This is a genomic window from Mesorhizobium australafricanum, assembly GCF_033977265.1.
GTDB lineage: Bacteria > Pseudomonadota > Alphaproteobacteria > Rhizobiales > Rhizobiaceae > Mesorhizobium > Mesorhizobium australafricanum.
The window spans coordinates 346,662-362,241 of sequence record NZ_JAVIIT010000006.1 but is presented as its reverse complement, the minus strand read 5'-3'; the positions used below and the strand labels follow the sequence as shown (position 1 = coordinate 362,241).

Here is a 15,580-nt window from a genome sequence, read left to right as displayed (position 1 = left end):
AAGGTCGCCTCGAAAGCCAAGACAACCTCCGCTGAAAAACAGCAGGAACCTTCCTCTCGGAAGGTGGTTGCTGCAAAAAGGAGCGTCCATCAATGCCGAAATACCAGGTGGAAGAAATGAATGGTGACGAGGTCGCCGCCTCGCACGTTGTAACCGCTGAAGACGCAGAGAGTGCGGTCAAACTGGTCACGGGGGTTTCTATTTCTGCCAAGGACACACTTCGAGAACACTGGTTACGTGTTGTGGACGAAACGAAAGGCACGGTGCATGAGTTCGGGATTACAGAACAGCCACCGAAGGATTTCGCCAAATGACGAATTGCTTAGGCGCGCAAAGCCCGGCTCGCAGATCCGAGGGTGACACAGGATTATGCGAACCGGGCCCAGCCGCCGACACCTATTCCTGGGGAGGAAGTGGCTTCAAACTCGGCGGCAAGTAAAAGTTGTTCGATAACCCGTCGTGCTGCAATGAGGACTGAGGTCCCATTGCGCTACCTGCTATGGTCTATTCAGCATAGTGAAAGAGCCCGCCTGCCATGGGTGCCAGACGGGCTCTTTATCGAGTGTGAAGCCTTGGATTGCGGAAGGCGCCCCACCCGACGCGACACGCTTGGCAGTCAGCGCGCCGGCTGCTTAATCAACCTCACCCATAGCCCGATGTTCCATTAGCGACCGCTTGACTAAGCCGCAGGCCGCGCCAGACTCATGGTATGGCAAAGGGCAGTTTCAACATCGGCGACGAGGTCGCTATCACCGCGAAGGTGCGAGGGCGAGTGACGGAAGATCGTATCAGTGTGACGATCCCGTCCTACGATTTCCCGCACTCGATCGTCGACAGTGTCACAAAGGCAGAAATTGGTCAGCCGATCGAACTGGTGGGTGAAGTCACTCACGTTGATGGGGACAAAGTCACCGTGAATCTAGGTATTCCCGTCACGGTGACCGCCAGCACTCTCCGCCTTGTGACGCCTTAGAGCACTTTGAAGAAAACCCGCCTCTTAGCGGCCTAAAGGTCGCCTCGATAGGGAAATGAGTTCCTCTTCATCTGTGATGCCAGCCATGAAGTTGGCGAGGATGCGCGAGGCCAGAGCGTCGCGTTGCTCGGCGGTTTGGCCGTCGAATTTCAACAGGTCGAACACTCTCGCGAGGAGACCCAGGTCAGCCGGCTCAAAGATTCCTGCATCCTTTGCTCTCTGGCGGATCGGCATGGGCTGTCTCCTCGCTACTCCTCGCGAAAGTCCTGCAACGATGCGTGGCGCAGATCCTCCTCGCCGCGAAGGTGCCTCACACGGCCGATCAGGCCCGGCTTGACCCAAAGCGTCGCCGGCCGCTTGATGGCCGTAGGCGCCGCCCCGGCGTGCTGCTGGACCCGCTCCCAGAGCCGTTCGCGCATCTCCCGGTTCAAGGTGATGAAGGCGGACCCGACATAGCGTCCGGTCCCGCGGTCGGCCATCAGGGCGAACGCTGGCTTGCCCGGTTCACGCTCGACGCCAAGCAGATCATATTCGTCGATCGCATAGGACTTGGTCTTCAGCCATGCTGTCGAATTGCCGCTGCGATAGACGCTGTCCTTGCGCTTCGACACCATGCCTTCGAGGCCCGCCTGGTCGACAAGATGAAAGATCGACTTGGCGTCTCCCGGCAGCGCCTGGCTGAATTGGATGCGCTGGCCTGCCGAGATCATCGCCTCGAGGATGTCGCGCCGGTCCACCAGCGGCATGTCGCGCAGATCGTGGCCGTTGAGATGCAGCAGATCGAAGGCGACATAGTACAGGTCATGCTGCCTCCGCGTGATGGCTTTCCGCAGTTCGCCGAAGTCCGAAACGCCGGCATTGTTCAGTACGATGATCTCGCCGTCGACGATGGCGCTTTCGGCTCCAAGCTCGCCGGCCGCCTTGGCGAGGTCGCGGTATTTCGATGTCCAGTCCAAGCCTCGCCTCGTGAAGATGCGCACCCCGTCTTCGTCGATGATGGTCTGCGAACGGTAGCCGTCGAACTTGACTTCGTGAATCCATCCGTCGCCATCCGGCGGCTTGTCGACAAGCGTCGGCATCAACGGCGGAATGAAGCTCAAACGCACGCACAACCCCAACAAACAACGCGATTCAAGGCGCCGCCTTCGATTTGGTTCCGGAACATTTTAGCTAAAGTGAATGTTTAAATGGTTATGGAAAACGATCCTGACTGCAGGGCTGCACTGCGGATGATCCGCGCGACGATCGAGGAGCATTGCCCGCCCGGCGTGCTGATGAGCGAGGAGCAGGTGAACGGCCATTACGGCCCGACGCTGCTCGATGAGGCCGAGGCACTGTCGGTTGCGATTGTTGCCACCGTGGAGCGTCTGAGCATTGAGGCGCCAGCGAAGCCGCCCGTGCCGAGCATCAAGGCCTAGCCTCGAGGGGGGTTCACATCCGCCGCATTCGGATCTTGCCCTCGTCCACGCCATCCTCGAGATCGCCGAATCCATCGTTCCCGCAAGAAAAGGCCTCGTGCCACGCCAAATATTCAGGGGCGGCCTGCCGGGACCGCCATGCAACGTTTCCAGATCGAGGCCGAGACGGGCCAGCGTGCGGATGCAAAGCGACCTTGCAGCCGTTTCGTGCTCGAGGCCTGGATGATCCTTCAGCCCGGCTTTGGTGCGGATCACCGCGCCGTCGGCGTCGATCTGCGCCTTCAGCGCCTCGGCTCGATCGAGCGCTTGGCATGCTGTCGTCAAGAACTCGACGCCGGCCGCATCTTCAATCGCATATTGGCCATTGACCGACTGCCAGAGCGCCATCCCGTTCTGGCCGAGCGGCCTTGGTGGCGCTCCGGTCAAGGGCGGGTTGTTGGCAACTAACGTGAGGTTTTTAGGCACTAGGTTTTTGCCTCTTGAATGAAAAACTCAATTTCATGTGCGTAAAGGTGTGGGACCGGTCCGCGCAGACTCGGGCTGGAATCGCCCTCGCCTCCCGGTGGTGTTCACCACAGCCGCCTCCATGGCCCCGGAGGTTCGATGGCTTCAACGAGCGCTTGCGGGTAATAATCCTCGACCTCGATGCCGGCGCCGTAATCGACGGCTACGTGTTGCAGGGCATCAGCCCAGATGGTTCGATCGAAATGCTTGTAGAAGTCCGACGAGGCCCAGAGCATCGGGTCTTCCGGCTCGGCGAAATCGACCTACAACAGCAAGGTGATGCCGTCTTCGGCGCGGGCGATCGCAATGTATTCGACAGTCAGGCCAGCTTGGATTGCCGCGGTGACGTCAGGGAGGAGATACGCCCACATCGCGCGGACGGTCACCATCTCGTCCGACTGGACCGATCTGAGATCAATCGGCTTCGCGCTTCAGCCTGGCCGCATTGGTCTATTGCCCAGTCGCACAGTTCCTTGTGCCGTACCTCGATCGTGAAGCGGTCGGCTCCACGCGCCTGCAGAGCGGCAAGCTCCCCGGCGATATGCGTGTCCAAATCGGCCATGAACGCCTCCACGCTGACCATTCCAGTCCTTACTTGCCCGCCGTCGCTTGCATCTCGCGGCGCCGCTTCGCTTCGACGGTAAAGTCTCGCGTGAGATATCCACCCCTGACGAACTCGGGTGCCTGCCGCTGTTCGACTTCAGCTGCTCGTCTCTGCGGCTGCGGCTTCCTGGCTGGCTACGCGGGAATTGGGATGGTTGGAACGCGCCGCCAAAATTTCCGAGCCAATACGCCGCTCGGGCTGGTGCCACGGGCGAGATCGAATTTCGCCTCGAACACGTCGCTGCCATGCTTGCAACGTTCGCCTTCGAGGTAACTCATTTTCGGATTCCACCTGTCAGTCATGATCGTGATCCCTTCAGTCGACGGTGAGAATCTTGCGCAACATGCCGATGCAATGCGGGCCGAGAAGACCCTCGCACCGGCTGGGCATCCTCCTGGAAGCTTCACGCGCGCTGCGACGCTTGCGGCGTAGAACTGGCTGCCGAGCGTCACGAAATCTTCGAGTTCATCGAGCTTCGCCGCGATCGCGGCGCGATATGCCTCGATCTTCGGTTTGAGCGAAGCTAGCTCGTCATCAAAGGCCGCCCGCTGGGCATCGAGAACTCGCTAGGCTTCTACTTCCTTGACCTGGTACTGTTCGATGTCGGCGCCGGCCTCGTCCACCTCTACGGCCCTGACCTTCGGCGGCTGGCCCGGCACCTGGTTGAAATACAGGCGGTGCAGCTCGCGGTGCTTGGCCCTTGCTGCCTCAAAGCTCTGCCGCTGCCTCGCGCCATTTGCTTTCGGCCTCCGCGATCGTTGTCGGCTTCGGCGGGATCTTCAAAATGCTGGCGAAGTCCAGTTCGGTCGCCTTCGGTGTTCTCGCGAGCATGGTGCTCCTCCTGTTCTTGGGATAATTTACGCCCGGCCGAGACGGCTGTGATTAACGCGTTATTGAGGATGCGAAGCGCGGCAGCGCCGAGACGCTTTCGGCTGCGGCTGCCGGCCTCATCTACGGCGCCAACCTCCATCATCAGGCCGACCGTCACATGGTCGAGATGGATCGGCAGGATGATGCCGCCATGGTCGTGGCGCGCTTTTAGACGCTCCTGCCGCTCGCGGCCGAGCATGGGCCTTCGCTCAAGGCGTTCTTCTGGCGTGCCGACTGGTTTGCGCCCGCGAGCCATCAGGCAAGCCCGAATACAACGGCCAGGATGGTGACGAAGGCTAGGACGGTGAGAAAGACCGACGCGGTCATAGGCGCGCCCTCCAAGCCCTGCGCGCCAGCGTCGCAGGAACAAAAGTTCCCGGCGCCTGTTGATTTTGTGAAGGGACCTGAAACCCGGAGTCGGGAAGATGGTCGAAATCTTTAGCTTTGAACTTGCGAAGGCCCGCCTGCGCGTCAATCGAGCCGAGCGCTCTCTCAGCCGATCGAACGAGTTGTTGGACCAAGGCGGCGGCAACGTCGCCGTGAACCTCTCCCTCTGCGATCGGATCAGATCCGAACAACGACGAGTCGCCGAGGCAAGAGAGCGACTGACGAAGCTCAATACCATTCCGCGCTACTGACTGAGGAGCCGCTCCCATGATGTTCAAGCCCTTGGATATGCAATTCCAAAAGCGAATGGATGTGCATCGAGCCGCTCGCCTTTCGATGCTCCATGACAGGGTGGCGAAGCGGATGACCAAAGTTGACGACCTGGCCGACCAGGTTGAAAAGGCGGCGGCCGCTTTGGTCGAGGCTACTACCAATCGCTTCGAATCCAAGAGGACGCTCGGAATGTGACTTCGGAAGATAGGCGCCAACGTTACTTCTTGGCGCCTCTTCCTTCCGGAGCAAAGCGACCTTGGTGACGAGCGCGGGCTTGGAAGGTCGGGAGAGCCTACTGCTCTCCTGACCAATGGGAAAAGGGCGTACAAAGTGGAGGCACCGAAATGTCCGTAAGCGCAAACAAGGCAGTTCGGTGCTGGAGCAGGTTCGTGGCCCTGAGACCGGTTCAACAGGGCGGCCGAAGGAGCATCAGCATAGCGCCGCCGTAAGGCGGGATGCGGGACCGACAGCCCCCGGCGAAGGGCACCATATGATGGCGACCATTCCGGTTCCAGCAATACTGGTTCTGTAACCGATGCCGAATGAAGTCAGCTGCTCGGTTAGAATGCCGCGGAGTGGTGCGTCCCGATTCCAATTTCTGGATGCTGATGGCATCGAAAAGCCAAATAGAGGCTTCAACCACTCAGCCATTGCAGCGAGGCCGGAACTGGCGGCTGGATGAGTGGGGGAAGGCGGTAATGCTCTAGCGCTGCCATTATCAACACCAACTTCATGACCCGAAGCATCCTATTCGCTCGCCTGGTCGATCAGTGTTTCGAGCAAAATATGCCGCGATAACGCTTGCCGGCGGCGCTGCGGAAGAAATGCCTGCGTCGACCTCGCGCCGAGCGACTCGTGTAAGCCTTGGCGCCCGGACCCGATTGCGATTCTTATGTCTCGGCGATCGAGGCGCCGGCACCGGCGACGTTTTAGGGACCCTTTCGGGCCCCTCAGCCCGTCCTTACGCTGCAGCATCCTTTTGTGCGATCGGTCCGATCGAAGTCTTCCAACAGGCACTTTGCCGAAGCATCGTCCTGTCCGCGGGCAGGCCAGCGGCCGCACGTCAGATTTCGCGAACTGCAACGATGCCTAAATTGGAAAAAGATCATTCTCGAAACAGCGAGCCTACCCAAGCCGCAACAAGCGAACGCCGCGGCCCTCGCCGTTGGACAAACTGTGTTGAGAAGGAGGGTCGCCTTGCCTCAGATGCCGCTCGCCCTGTCGACATCGGCTTTCAATCTCATCGCGGTGACCAGGTGGAGGACTGCTGGGGAGGTCGCAAACGCAGTGGTGCAAAAGCCCTTTTTCTTCCACGGGTCGAAAAGGCCCTCGCATATGTTGCCCATTTGATCGAGACACGGCCAGAAGGCGAAAGCTATTGGCCGATTTTCGATCGCCTGGAGCACGAGCGGGAGCAATTGGCCTCCCGGGCAGATCGCCTGAGTGCTGCCAAGGCGCGGATCTAGTCTATCAGCCTAGGCAAGGATTCCAGGATCGAAGGGCAGTATGATCTTCTTGAGCTGATCGCGCCGCCATTCCAACGATCCGCCGTCCCCGTATTGCGGCCGGTCATTGGCATGCCCCATCAGCCGGCACCTCAAATCGTAATCCAGCCCCGCTTCCTGCATTCGCTTTTCGAAAGCATGGCGGATCGAATAGACCCTGTGCTCCTCAGAGGGCAACAGCTTTGCCGATCTGAGGCCCTTCATGAGGGTTGCCGAAAGGTTGGTCTCTTTGTCCCTGTAACGAGGGAATGCCTTTGGCGCGCGCTTCATGGCTTCGAGCGAGACACCAAGAAGAGGAATTTCGCGAATGCTCGACTCTGTCTTGATCAGGCGGTCGGGCTGAAACCGGATGGCGAGATGGGGGACCGGATGATTGAGCCTGATGTTCTCTGGTCTCAGATTGCAGATCTCGGAGGGCCGGCAGCCGGTCTCGATCAAGGCGAGGAAAATGAGCCGGGCATCATCGTTGAGACGGCCAAACGCGCCGGGCACAAGGAACTTTGTCTTGATCCACTCGGCTTCGAACGGAGGAACCACACGCCGGTCGCTTTTGCGATTGCGAAACGACAGCCCGTCAAAAGGGTTCCGGATATCGAGCGCCAGCCAGTTCGCGTAGGTTTTGAACAGTTTCCGCATATTGCCGAAGCTACGGTTTGCGGTGTTCGAGGACATGCGCTTACTGCCTTTGGAGCCTTTGACGCGGTCGAGCCAGAATTCGTAATACCTCTGGGCATCGGCCCGTGTGATCTCAAGAAGTGGCTTGTTGTCGACTACCGATATGAAGCTTTCCGCCGCATATCTCTTCACCTTTCTCCAGGACGCGAATTGGTATTCGCTCATGCCCCGAGCCTCGTCGGCGGCCATGGTGTCGAAATAATACTCGGTGGCTTCCCGGACAGTTAGCGCCGGCTTCTCATGAGCGCCAAGAAGCGCGGGCGCCTCTCGCCCGCCAGAGACCTTCGCTTTTTCGACTCGACGCAGGATCTCGTCCAGCGGACGGCTGGCTGCAAGGTTCGCGGATGACAGGTATTCGAAACCAAGGGCCAGCGCACGGGTTCTCGCGGCATTGTAAGCGGCGACGACAGATTCGGACTGACGGCCGTCGGCGAGTCCCGACCAATAGAGGTCGTCCGCCTTCTCGAAGGCATCGCGCTTGATGCGGGCGACTTCGTGGGAGGTGGTTTTCAGTGAAATTTGGATTGTTCCGCGCGGATCGAAGCCGGCCACATGGGCCGGGACACGCCGGACGTAATGCCATCTCGTGGCGCGTTTTTTTAGATATCGATCAGGGTCTGGCGCGCTTGAAGAGGACGGTATTTTCTTGGCCATATCCAACAGCCAGCATGATTGCCGATGATGCATCATGCAGTGCAATTTGTGGTGCAATTTTGACCAAATCGTCAATAAAAAAGGCGGCAAAGCCGCCTATTTTACTTTAATATCAGCTACTTACTGATTTAGCCAATGGTGCGGTCGAGAAGACTCGAACTTCCACGGGTTGCCCCACAGCGACCTCAACGCTGCGCGTCTACCAATTCCGCCACGACCGCACGTGGTAGGAGCCGGAACCGTCCGGCTCGGGGCCTGTAGCAAATCGTTTCCGGCGAAACAAGTGCGCCATGCGGAATAATCGTTAGCTGCTGCCGGCACAATGCCACAGGCTCGCGACGAGGAAGCGGAACTGGACGTTTTGGCCGATTGCCGCCATATAAGCGCAAGTTGAGAAACACTCCATGACAGAACGCAGCCAGATCGCCACGTCGTTCCTGCCGCTCCCCGGTTCGGCGCCGGTCGAATGGGTGATCGAACCCGGCCTCACCTCCTATCCGGACGCGCTGGCGTTCATGGAGGCGCGCGCCGAAGCGATCCGCAGCGGCGCCGCCGGCGAGATGGTCTGGCTGGTGGAGCATCCGCCGCTCTATACCGCCGGCACCAGCGCCCGCAGCGAGGATTTGATCGAGCCCGACCGGTTTCCGGTGTTCGCCGCGGGCAGAGGCGGCGAATACACCTATCATGGCCCGGGGCAGCGCGTGGCCTATGTCATGCTCGACCTGAAGCGCCGGCGCGAGGATGTGCGCGCCTTCGTCGCCGCGCTTGAGCAATGGATCATCGGCACGCTTGCCGCCTTCAACGTACGCGGCGAGCGGCGCGAGGACCGGGTTGGCGTCTGGGTGGTGCGGCCGGATCGCCCTGCCCTGCCGGACGGCTCAACCGCCGAGGACAAGATCGCGGCAATAGGCATCCGGCTGCGCCGCTGGGTGAGTTTTCACGGCATCGCCGTCAATGTCGAACCAGAGCTTGGCCATTTCAGCGGCATCGTGCCCTGCGGGGTCTCGGACCACGGCGTGACCAGCCTCGTCGACCTCGGCCTGCCCGTCACCATGGCCGACCTCGACCTCGCGCTGAAATCCGCGTTCGAAGACGTTTTTGGCCCTGCCGCGGTGCCGGTCGCCGAGCTGGCGCGAAAGGCGAGCTGAGCCCGCTACATCAACTGCGCGGAGGCCCACAGCATGCCGTAGCCGTGGATGGCAAAGACGGCGAGCAGCGCGCCGGCCATGGCCAGCCGGTCGAAGGGCTGGATCGGCTTCAGCTCGTGGCGCGGCTTCACGCCGCTGCCCATGGTGATCAGGCTGAGGATCGAGAACACCGCGCCCGCGATCAGCAGGAAGCTCGGCGAGAAACCGGCCCGCCAGCCGAGCGCAAGAAGCGCGGAGAGCAGGAAGAAGGACGCCAGCGCGAGTGCTGCCGGACCGGGGCAGATCTGGCGCAGCACCTGGCCGCCGTCGAATTTCCACACCGGCACCAGATTGGCGATGTTGAACAGCGATGCGCAGCCGGCAAGCGTGGCCAAAAGCATGGCGGCAAGGCGATGTCCCTCGCCATTGGCAAAGCTGCTGGCGGCGATCAGCACCGGCACCAGGAAAGCGGAAAAGCCCGCGCCCATCAGCGCCACGAACGCCACTTCGAAGCGGCTGTCATAGGGCCTGCCGCCGATCGCGATGCCCCCGAGCAGCGGAATGAAGATCATCCGCGCCCGGCGATGCCCCGTCAGCCGGAAGGCCGCCATGTGGCCGAGTTCGTGCAGGGCGACCACCGAAGTCAGGATCGTGGCCAGCGCGAAGCCGCCGAGGCTGAGGCCGAAGAATGGCCATAGGATCAGGGCCGAAAGCACGGCAAAGCCGACCTGGCTCGCCGGATGCTCGAACCAGCCACCCTTGCGATACGTGCCGGTTGCCGCCCAGACGTCCAGCTTGCGCAGTTCGCGGCGCATGGCAAAGTAGCGGAAGATCAGAAACGCGACGCCGCGATAGCGGTCGGTCTGGGTAAGCGTGACCCGCGTGGCATCGCCCTCGGATGCGAGCTCGACGGTCTCGCGATAATTCGCCCAGAACGATGGATCGAGCGCCGTATCCTCGATGACCGCCATCGAGAAGTGGCTTCCTTCTCTCACATCCTCGAACCGCGCCTTGCGCTCGATCGACCCACCGTCCCGGCCTTCCCGGGACAATTTGATCAGCGCCGTCCCCTCGCCGTCCAGGGGCTCGGCGGAAAGGATTTCGCCGGACCAGCCGGCATCGCCGCCGAACGGCCACAGCGCCTGCCAGAGACGATTGCGGCTGGCCTTGATCACACGGCTGGCCGTCACCGTGCGCAATCCGAGCGGCACGGTCATCAAAAGAAAGATCAGTCCGAGATTGCCGGCCACGAGGGTGACCGTGACGATGACCGACACTGCCTGGCTCCCCTGTCTTGGGCTCCCTGTCTTGAAGGAGCAGCCTAGCGGCGGCGCGGCCAAGAAAGACTTAACAACGGGCGGGGTCTTCCCCGTCCCGACAAGGGCGGGCTCTTGCCCGTCCCAGGGCGGGCTCTTGCCCGTCCCCGGGCGGGCTCTTGCCCGTCCCAGGGCGGGCTCTTGCCGTCCCAACAACAGGGCGGGCTCTTGCCCGCTCGAACAACGGGCGGGCATTTGCCCGTCCCGTACAGCGGCCAAGCCGCCTGATCACATGGCGCCGATCCAGATCGCCATGGAAACAAGGAAGGTGCTCATGCAAACCAGCGAGACGACATCCTGAACCAGATCAGACATAACTCTCTCCGTTTTTGGTATGTTCGTAATTTGTTCTAATTTTGTTCGAATGTCAACGGCCATCGGCGGCGCGCCGGAGCGATTCCGGCGATCCGTTAGGGCAGGGTTAAGGAAAGGTTGACGGGGGATTGGATCGTGTTACGCGGGCCGATCGCATGCCGAGGATGACGACGTTGGGAGACACACGCTACAGCGGGACGACCTTCCCCTCGGCCAGCGTCACCCGCCGGTCCATGCGCCCGGCAAGCTCGTGGTTGTGGGTGGCGATCAGCGCCGCCAGTCCCGACTGCCGGACCAGCGCTTCCAGCGCATCGAACACGTAGGAAGCGGTGACCGGATCGAGATTGCCGGTCGGCTCGTCGGCCAGCAGCACCAGCGGCGCATTGGCGACCGCGCGCGCGATCGCCACGCGCTGCTGCTCGCCGCCGGAAAGCTCGGCCGGCCGGTGCTGCGCGCGCTTGCCGATCTGCATATAGTCGAGAAGCTGTGCCGCCCGTTCCGAAGCGTCCTTGGAGGAAAGCCCCTTGATCAGCTGCGGCATCATGATGTTCTCGAGCGCTGAGAACTCCGGCAACAGGTGATGGAACTGGTAGACGAAGCCGACATCGTTGCGGCGGATCGCGGTTCGCTCCTCGTCCGACAAGCGGCCGCAGGCACGGCCTGCGAGCATCACGTCGCCGGCGTCGGGCCGCTCCAGCAGGCCGGCTGTGTGCAGCAGGGTAGACTTGCCTGAGCCCGACGGCGCCACCAGCGCCACCATCTCGCCGCGCCTGAGCGAAAAGTCGGCGCCGTTCAAAATGGTGAGCTTGCGCGGCCCCTGGACATAGTGCCGCTCGACGCCCTTCAACTCGATAATGGCCTCGGCCATCACTCGTACCTCAAGGCTTCGACGGGATCGAGCCGGGCGGCCCGCCACGCCGGGAACACCGTCGCGAGGAACGACAAGGCCAGCGCCATGATCACCACATAGGTCGTCTCGCGCGGATCCATCTTCGCCGGCAACTGGCTGAGGAAATAGAGCTCCGGATTGAACAGGATCCTGCCGGTCATCCACGAGAAGAACTGGCGGATCGATTCGATGTTGAGGCAGATGACGACGCCGAGCAGCACGCCGGCGATCGTGCCGGTGACGCCGATCGCCGCTCCTGTCATCAGGAAGATGCGCAGGATCGCGCCGCGCGAAGCGCCCATCGTGCGCAGGATGGCGATGTCATGTCCCTTGTCCTTCACCAGCATGATGAGGCCGGAAATGATGTTGAGCGCCGCCACCAGCACGATCAGCGTCAGGATCATGAACATGACGTTGCGCTCGACCTGCAGCGCCGAGAAGAAAGTCTCGTTGCGCTGGCGCCAGTCGACGAGATCGACCGGCCGTTGCGCCGCCTGCTCGACCAGAGGCTTCAGCGCGTCGACATTGTCTGGATTGTCGACATAGATCTCGATGGTCTGCGCCCGCCCATCCATGTTGAAATAGAGCTGCGCTTCCGAGAACGGCATGTAGACGATCGAGCTGTCATATTCCGACATACCGACCTCGAAGATCGCCGCGACCTTGTAGCCCTTCATGCGCGGCGTCGTGCCGAGCGGTGTCACGTCGCCGTCGGGAGAGATCAGGGTTATGGTATCGCCAAGCACCAGCCCGAGGCTTTCGGCCATGCGCTTGCCGATCGCCACGCCGTCGCCGGTGTCGAAACCGTCGAGCGTGCCCTGCTTGATGTTGCTGGAGACGATCGAAATCTTGCCGAGGTCCTCGCCGCGGATGCCGCGCACCAAGGCGCCCGCGCCGCCGCCGACATTGCCTTGCGCCAGCACCTGGCCGTCGATCAGCGGGATGGCGTATTTGACGCCGGAGACACCGTTGATGCGGCTCGCCACCTGGGCGTAATCCTCCAGCGGCGAATCGAGCGGCTGCACGATGAGATGGCCGTTGACGCCGAGGATGCGGGTCAGCAATTCGGCGCGGAAACCATTCATCACGGCCATGACGACGATCAGCGTCGCGACGCCCAGCATGATGCCGAGGAAGGAAATCGAGGCGATGACCGAGATCACCGTCTCCTTGCGGCGCGAGCGCAGGTAGCGCCACGCCACCATGCGCTCGAAGCCGGAAAAGGCGCCCGCCCCTGATCTGACCGCTGTCGCCGCCTCGCTCATGCGGCGATACCCAGGCGCTTCTTGGCCTCGGCGATCGGCAGCGTTTCGCGCTCGCCCGACTTGCGGTTCTTGATCTCGACCTCGCCGGCCGCCACGCCACGCGGGCCGACGATCACCTGCCACGGCAAGCCGATCAGGTCGGCGGTGGCGAACTTGCCGCCCGGCCGCTGGTCGGTGTCGTCATAGAGCACGTCCTTGCCGGCCGATATCAGCGCGGCATAAAGCTCGTCGCAGACCCGGTCGCATTCGGCGTCGCCGACCTTCATGTTGATCAGGCCGATATCGAAGGGCGCCACCGCTTCCGGCCAGATGATGCCGTTCTCGTCATGGCTTGCCTCGATGATCGCCGCGACCAGCCGCGACGGACCGATGCCGTAGGAGCCGCCCGAGGCGTAATGGTCCTTGCCGTCGGGGCCGGTCACCTTGGCGTTCATCGGCTTGGAATACTTCTCGCCGAAATGGAAGATATGGCCGACCTCGATGCCACGCGCCGAGAGCCGGTCGCCTTCAGCGACCTTCTCCCAGGCGGCTTCGTCGTGCATTTCATCGGTGGCGGCGTAAGGCGTCGTCCATTTCTTCACGATGCCGCCGATCTCGGCATCGTTGGAGAAGTCGGTGCCGGCGCCAGGAACGTCGAGCGCGAGATAAGCGCGGTCGCAGAACACCTGGCTCTCGCCGGTCTCCGCCAGGATGATGAATTCGTGGCTGAGGTCGCCACCGATCGGACCGGTGTCGGCGCGCATCGGAATGGCCTGCAGGCCCATGCGCGTGAACGTCCTGAGATAGGAGACGAACATGCGGTTGTAAGCGGCCTTGGCGCCCTCGAAATCAAGGTCGAAGGAATAGGCGTCCTTCATCAGGAACTCGCGCGAGCGCATGACGCCGAAGCGGGGACGCACCTCGTCGCGGAACTTCCACTGGATGTGGTAGAGATTGAGCGGCAGGTCCTTGTAGGACTTGACGTAGGCGCGAAAAATCTCGGTGACCATCTCTTCGTTGGTCGGACCGTAGAGCATGTCCCGGTCCTGGCGATCCTTGATGCGCAGCATCTCCTTGCCGTAGTCGTTGTAACGGCCGCTTTCGCGCCACAGGTCCGCCGACTGGATGGTCGGCATCAGGATTTCCAACGCGCCGGCGCGGTCCTGTTCCTCGCGGATGATCCGGCAGACCTTGTCCAGCACGCGCTTGCCCAATGGCAGCCACGAAAAGCTGCCCTGCCCCTGCTGGCGGATCATGCCGGCGCGCAGCATCAGCCGGTGCGAGACGATTTCGGCCTCACGGGGATTTTCTTTGAGAATGGGCAGGAAGTAGCGCGACAAACGCATGGACTGGTCCGTGAATGAAAATGGCGGCGCGGGGAATCGGCGCAACCGAGGCTGCTTGCCCGGGCTTCATAGCCATTTCATGGCCGAATGGAAACCCGAGTGCCCCAAAGTATCGGGGTCTTCTGCACCTTACGAAAAAGGCGATTTTGGCTGCAAAGTGCCGCAAATGGCTATTTGATCGATTCACAAGCAAGCCCTGCCGCACTATTGTGCAGTGCAGCACGATATTGCCTGTTTCGAGGCAAAATTCTTCGTGACATTTTCACCTGCCTTGGTCTAGTGTGCCCCGATAACCGAGAGGGCGGAGAAAAATCTGCTCTCCTACGCGGTCAAAGTCTTGGGAGGATGCGATCTAGGCGCGGTAACTCGCTGCCGCCGGACACCGGAAACGGATCGGACGCGTTTAAATTGCAAGGCCTCGTGCCTTGCATTTTTTTTGTGCAATCATCTGCTTAGCACGGACCATCTGCCAAACAGCATCAGCCATGATTAGCCGCCGAAATCGGAAGCCGGCTTCCGATTTCAACCTTGACGCGCGCTTACTGCTCAATACTTGCGAAAACTGCGTCTAACGCATGTCGCCCAGAAGTGTGCAGCGGTTCTGGGACAACGACATGCATCAAAACAAAGACCTAAAGCGCGTCGCCTGAATCCGGTTCAGCGCGACGCGCTTTAGAGCAATTCCAGGAAAAGTGTGAGCGGTTTTCCGCCCGGAATTGCGGCAAAACAAAGAGATAGAGCGGTTCGCCGTTTCCGTGAAACGGTGGACGCTCTAGCGGTATCAGGGACTGGCGTCCGGCGTGAAGTCCGGCATGACCCGCATGATGTCGTCGAAACTGAATCCCAACCCCATCGTAAGACCGTAGAGAATACCCATGACGATCACCGTCACGATCGTCGCGCGGACGAAGGCGCGCAGCATATGCGGCCCGCGCGGCGCGCTGGAAACGGTGCCAAGCGTGACATCCTGATCGTCGTCCTGGGTGCGCAGGCTGAACGGAAGAACGACGAACAGCACCAGCCACCAGGTGACGAAGAACAGCGCGGCGAACAGAATCCAGTTCATACCTGCTCCAGTTCGACGAGCGTGCCGAAGAAATCCTTGGGGTGCAGGAACAGCACCGGCTTGCCATGCGCGCCGGTCTTCGGGTTGCCGTCGCCCAGCACGCGCGCGCCGCTCGCCTTCAAATGGTCGCGGGCGGCAAGGATATCGTCGACCTCGTAGCAGATATGATGCATGCCGCCGGAAGGATTCTTCTCGAGGAACGCCGCGATCGGCGAGGCGTCGCCCAGCGGCTCCAGCAACTCGATCTTGGTGTTGCCGACATCGACGAACGCGACGGTGACACCGTGTTCCGGCAGCGCCTGCGGCGCGCTCAATCGCGCGCCCAGTGTATCGCGATAGGCGGCCATTGCCGCGGCCAGATCCGGCACGGCAAGCGCGACATGGTTCAGGCGTCCAAGCATACAACGCTCCGCG

The 15,580-nt window shown here is 61.4% G+C and carries 20 protein-coding genes and 1 tRNA gene; 7 read left to right on the top strand and 14 right to left on the bottom strand.

From position 1 onward, the window contains the following. Window positions 1-92 precede the first annotated feature (92 nt). Together RFM98_RS14965 and RFM98_RS14960 are read left to right on the top strand one after the other, a co-directional pair. Window positions 93-314: a hypothetical protein gene (locus RFM98_RS14965; protein ID WP_320309592.1), complete on the top strand. Its 222-nt coding sequence runs from the start codon at window positions 93-95 to the stop codon at window positions 312-314. 395 nt (window positions 315-709) lie between these two features. After that, a complete protein-coding gene (locus tag RFM98_RS14960) occupies window positions 710-973 on the top strand; it encodes a hypothetical protein (RefSeq protein WP_320309591.1) in 264 nt (87 codons plus the stop codon). A gap of 24 nt (window positions 974-997) precedes the next feature. On the opposite strand, the gene RFM98_RS14955 is transcribed toward RFM98_RS14960, so the two are convergent. Next, entirely contained in the window at window positions 998-1,207 is a 210-nt protein-coding gene (locus RFM98_RS14955; protein ID WP_320309590.1) for a hypothetical protein, read from the bottom strand. 14 nt (window positions 1,208-1,221) lie between these two features. After that, window positions 1,222-2,079, bottom strand: coding sequence for an ATP-dependent DNA ligase (locus RFM98_RS14950; protein WP_320309589.1), 858 nt, complete (start codon window positions 2,077-2,079; stop codon window positions 1,222-1,224). An 81-nt stretch (window positions 2,080-2,160) separates the two neighbouring features. On the opposite strand from RFM98_RS14950, the gene RFM98_RS14945 reads away from it, so the two are divergent. Then, on the top strand, window positions 2,161-2,391 hold the full coding sequence (locus tag RFM98_RS14945) for a hypothetical protein (protein WP_320309588.1): 231 nt from the start codon (window positions 2,161-2,163) through the stop codon (window positions 2,389-2,391). A gap of 138 nt (window positions 2,392-2,529) precedes the next feature. Beyond that, on the top strand, window positions 2,530-2,838 hold the full coding sequence (locus RFM98_RS14940; RefSeq protein WP_320309587.1) for a hypothetical protein: 309 nt from the start codon (window positions 2,530-2,532) through the stop codon (window positions 2,836-2,838). A 122-nt stretch (window positions 2,839-2,960) separates the two neighbouring features. On the opposite strand, the gene RFM98_RS14935 is transcribed toward RFM98_RS14940, so the two are convergent. The 4 genes from RFM98_RS14935 to RFM98_RS14920 form a co-directional block, all read right to left on the bottom strand. Next, on the bottom strand, window positions 2,961-3,131 hold the full coding sequence (locus tag RFM98_RS14935; protein ID WP_320309586.1) for a hypothetical protein: 171 nt from the start codon (window positions 3,129-3,131) through the stop codon (window positions 2,961-2,963). A gap of 27 nt (window positions 3,132-3,158) precedes the next feature. Then, window positions 3,159-3,281 (bottom strand): hypothetical protein, encoded by a 123-nt coding sequence (locus tag RFM98_RS14930; RefSeq protein ID WP_320309585.1) that lies wholly within the window; start codon window positions 3,279-3,281, stop codon window positions 3,159-3,161. Between the two features lie 352 nt (window positions 3,282-3,633). Beyond that, complete coding sequence (locus tag RFM98_RS14925; protein ID WP_320309584.1) at window positions 3,634-3,777, bottom strand: hypothetical protein; 144 nt, start codon at window positions 3,775-3,777, stop codon at window positions 3,634-3,636. A gap of 347 nt (window positions 3,778-4,124) precedes the next feature. Continuing rightward, the gene (locus RFM98_RS14920) at window positions 4,125-4,568 is read right to left on the bottom strand and encodes a hypothetical protein (RefSeq protein ID WP_320309583.1); all 444 of its coding nucleotides are present in this window, start codon (window positions 4,566-4,568) and stop codon (window positions 4,125-4,127) included. Window positions 4,569-4,794: 226 nt separating this feature from the next. Between RFM98_RS14920 and RFM98_RS14915 the strand changes: the two genes are divergently transcribed. Both RFM98_RS14915 and RFM98_RS14910 read left to right on the top strand, forming a co-directional pair. Further along, on the top strand, window positions 4,795-5,007 hold the full coding sequence (locus tag RFM98_RS14915; RefSeq protein ID WP_320309582.1) for a hypothetical protein: 213 nt from the start codon (window positions 4,795-4,797) through the stop codon (window positions 5,005-5,007). A gap of 16 nt (window positions 5,008-5,023) precedes the next feature. Further along, window positions 5,024-5,224 (top strand): hypothetical protein, encoded by a 201-nt coding sequence (locus RFM98_RS14910; protein WP_320309581.1) that lies wholly within the window; start codon window positions 5,024-5,026, stop codon window positions 5,222-5,224. Window positions 5,225-6,504: 1,280 nt separating this feature from the next. On the opposite strand, the gene RFM98_RS14905 is transcribed toward RFM98_RS14910, so the two are convergent. Further along, a complete protein-coding gene (locus RFM98_RS14905) occupies window positions 6,505-7,863 on the bottom strand; it encodes a site-specific integrase (RefSeq protein WP_320309580.1) in 1,359 nt (452 codons plus the stop codon). Window positions 7,864-7,999: 136 nt separating this feature from the next. Then, window positions 8,000-8,084, bottom strand: a tRNA-Leu gene (locus RFM98_RS14900). 183 nt (window positions 8,085-8,267) lie between these two features. Between RFM98_RS14900 and lipB the strand changes: the two genes are divergently transcribed. Beyond that, complete coding sequence (gene lipB / locus RFM98_RS14895; protein ID WP_320309579.1) at window positions 8,268-9,011, top strand: lipoyl(octanoyl) transferase LipB; 744 nt, start codon at window positions 8,268-8,270, stop codon at window positions 9,009-9,011. 5 nt (window positions 9,012-9,016) lie between these two features. Here lipB and RFM98_RS14890 read toward each other — a convergent pair whose 3' ends face one another. The 6 genes from RFM98_RS14890 to mce all read right to left on the bottom strand — a co-directional run bounded on the left by RFM98_RS14890 (window position 9,017) and on the right by mce (window position 15,567). Further along, a complete protein-coding gene (locus RFM98_RS14890) occupies window positions 9,017-10,267 on the bottom strand; it encodes a site-2 protease family protein (RefSeq protein WP_320309578.1) in 1,251 nt (416 codons plus the stop codon). A gap of 541 nt (window positions 10,268-10,808) precedes the next feature. Further along, window positions 10,809-11,492: an ABC transporter ATP-binding protein gene (locus RFM98_RS14885; RefSeq protein WP_320309577.1), complete on the bottom strand. Its 684-nt coding sequence runs from the start codon at window positions 11,490-11,492 to the stop codon at window positions 10,809-10,811. Further along, window positions 11,489-12,775: a lipoprotein-releasing ABC transporter permease subunit gene (locus tag RFM98_RS14880; protein WP_320309576.1), complete on the bottom strand. Its 1,287-nt coding sequence runs from the start codon at window positions 12,773-12,775 to the stop codon at window positions 11,489-11,491. Before RFM98_RS14880 ends, RFM98_RS14885 begins: the two co-directional genes overlap by 4 nt. Beyond that, a complete protein-coding gene (gene proS / locus RFM98_RS14875; RefSeq protein ID WP_320309575.1) occupies window positions 12,772-14,100 on the bottom strand; it encodes a proline--tRNA ligase in 1,329 nt (442 codons plus the stop codon). Before proS ends, RFM98_RS14880 begins: the two co-directional genes overlap by 4 nt. A 781-nt stretch (window positions 14,101-14,881) precedes the next feature. Further along, on the bottom strand, window positions 14,882-15,166 hold the full coding sequence (locus RFM98_RS14870) for a DUF1467 family protein (protein ID WP_320309574.1): 285 nt from the start codon (window positions 15,164-15,166) through the stop codon (window positions 14,882-14,884). Next, window positions 15,163-15,567: a methylmalonyl-CoA epimerase gene (mce, locus tag RFM98_RS14865; RefSeq protein ID WP_320309573.1), complete on the bottom strand. Its 405-nt coding sequence runs from the start codon at window positions 15,565-15,567 to the stop codon at window positions 15,163-15,165. Before mce ends, RFM98_RS14870 begins: the two co-directional genes overlap by 4 nt. Between the last annotated feature and the right edge of the window lie 13 nt (window positions 15,568-15,580).

Excerpts from the sequence above, each read along its gene's own strand:
- lipB (WP_320309579.1), top strand. The coding sequence starts at position 8,268 with ATGACAGAACGCAGCCAGATCGCCACGTCGTTCCTGCCGCTCCCCGGT.
- RFM98_RS14940 (WP_320309587.1), top strand. The coding sequence starts at position 2,530 with ATGCAACGTTTCCAGATCGAGGCCGAGACGGGCCAGCGTGCGGATGCA.
- RFM98_RS14910 (WP_320309581.1), top strand. The coding sequence starts at position 5,024 with ATGATGTTCAAGCCCTTGGATATGCAATTCCAAAAGCGAATGGATGTG.
- proS (WP_320309575.1), bottom strand. The coding sequence starts at position 14,100 with ATGCGTTTGTCGCGCTACTTCCTGCCCATTCTCAAAGAAAATCCCCGT.
- RFM98_RS14965 (WP_320309592.1), top strand. The coding sequence starts at position 93 with ATGCCGAAATACCAGGTGGAAGAAATGAATGGTGACGAGGTCGCCGCC.
- RFM98_RS14880 (WP_320309576.1), bottom strand. The coding sequence starts at position 12,775 with ATGAGCGAGGCGGCGACAGCGGTCAGATCAGGGGCGGGCGCCTTTTCC.
- RFM98_RS14920 (WP_320309583.1), bottom strand. The coding sequence starts at position 4,568 with ATGCTCGGCCGCGAGCGGCAGGAGCGTCTAAAAGCGCGCCACGACCAT.
- RFM98_RS14935 (WP_320309586.1), bottom strand. The coding sequence starts at position 3,131 with ATGCTCTGGGCCTCGTCGGACTTCTACAAGCATTTCGATCGAACCATC.
- RFM98_RS14915 (WP_320309582.1), top strand. The coding sequence starts at position 4,795 with ATGGTCGAAATCTTTAGCTTTGAACTTGCGAAGGCCCGCCTGCGCGTC.
- RFM98_RS14960 (WP_320309591.1), top strand. The coding sequence starts at position 710 with ATGGCAAAGGGCAGTTTCAACATCGGCGACGAGGTCGCTATCACCGCG.
- RFM98_RS14955 (WP_320309590.1), bottom strand. The coding sequence starts at position 1,207 with ATGCCGATCCGCCAGAGAGCAAAGGATGCAGGAATCTTTGAGCCGGCT.
- RFM98_RS14945 (WP_320309588.1), top strand. The coding sequence starts at position 2,161 with ATGGTTATGGAAAACGATCCTGACTGCAGGGCTGCACTGCGGATGATC.
- RFM98_RS14925 (WP_320309584.1), bottom strand. The coding sequence starts at position 3,777 with ATGAGTTACCTCGAAGGCGAACGTTGCAAGCATGGCAGCGACGTGTTC.
- mce (WP_320309573.1), bottom strand. The coding sequence starts at position 15,567 with ATGCTTGGACGCCTGAACCATGTCGCGCTTGCCGTGCCGGATCTGGCC.
- RFM98_RS14870 (WP_320309574.1), bottom strand. The coding sequence starts at position 15,166 with ATGAACTGGATTCTGTTCGCCGCGCTGTTCTTCGTCACCTGGTGGCTG.
- RFM98_RS14905 (WP_320309580.1), bottom strand. The coding sequence starts at position 7,863 with ATGGCCAAGAAAATACCGTCCTCTTCAAGCGCGCCAGACCCTGATCGA.